The 1,311-nt window shown below is 68.7% G+C and carries 1 protein-coding gene; it reads right to left on the bottom strand.

The features are described 5' to 3' along the window. Positions 1–1,311 (bottom strand): (Fe-S)-binding protein (locus ACWCPW_RS52000; protein WP_449768690.1); only part of this gene is annotated, 1,311 nt, incomplete at both ends.

Raw genomic sequence — 1,311 nt, 5'->3', positions numbered from 1 at the left:
CCGCCGGTGGTTCGGGCAGTTTGACGGACTGGAGGAGCAGTTGTGCGACGTCGACGACCTGGAGGTCTTCCTTGGCGTCGCCGGCCTGCTTCTTGGCGTTGATCGAGTCGGTGAACATGACCAGGCAGAACGGGCAGGCGGTGGAGACGATGTCGGGCCGGAGGGAGAGGGCCTCGTCCATGCGCTCGTTGTTGATGCGCTTGCCGATGCGTTCCTCCATCCACATGCGCGCGCCGCCGGCGCCGCAGCAGAAGCCGCGTTCCTTGTGCCGGTGCATCTCCTCGTTGCGCAGTCCCGGCACGCGGGCGATGATCTCGCGCGGGGGCGTGTACACCTTGTTGTGCCGGCCCAGGTAGCACGGGTCGTGGTAGGTGACCAGGCCGTCCACCGGCTCCACCGGTGTCAGCCGGCCCTCGTCCAGCAGGTGCTGCAGCAACTGCGTGTGGTGGATCACCTCGAAGTGGCCCTCCAACTGCGGGTACTCGTTGGCGAGGGTGTTGAAGCAGTGCGGGCACGTGGTCACGATCCGCCTGCGCGGCGCGTCCTCCAGGGCGGCGTCGAGCGTGGCCACGTTCTGCGCGGCGAGCATCTGGAAGACCACCTCCGAGCCCAGCCGGCGGGCCGAGTCGCCGGTGCAGGACTCCTCCTTGCCCAGGATCCCGTACCGCACGCCCGCGATGTGCAACAGCTCCGCGAACGCCTTCGTGGTCTTCTTCGGCCCGTCCGCCAGCGCCCCCGCGCAGCCCACCCAGTACAGGTACTCCAACTCCGCGGGCTCCACGTCCCGCCCGACGATCGGGACCTCGATCCCGGTCGCCTTCTTCAGCTCCCCGACCCAGTCCAGGCGGGCCTTGGTCGCCACGCCCCACGGGTTGCCCTTGTTCTCCAGGCCCTTGAGCATCGTCGCCGCCTCGGAGGGGAACGCGCTCTCGATCAACACCTGGTACCGGCGCATGTCCACGATGTGGTCCACGTGCTCGATGTCCACCGGGCACTGCTCCACACACGCCCCGCACGTGGTGCACGACCACAACACGTCCGGGTCGATCACCCCGTTCTCCTCCGCCGTGCCCACCAGCGGCCGCTCCGCCTCGGCCAGCGCCGACGCCGGCACCTTCGCCAACTGCTCGGGGGTGGCCCGCTCGTTGCCCTCCTCGTCGCGACCGCCACCCGCCAGCAGGTACGGGGCCTTCGCGTAGGCGTGCTCGCGCAACGACATGATCAACAGCTTCGGCGACAACGGCTTGCCCGTGTTCCACGCCGGACACTGCGACTGGCACCGACCACACTCGGTACACGTGGAGAAGTCCA

The sequence above is a fragment of the Embleya sp. NPDC001921 genome, assembly GCF_053594475.1.
Note: the sequence above shows the minus strand (reverse complement) of the source record. Positions and strands in the feature narration are given on the sequence as shown.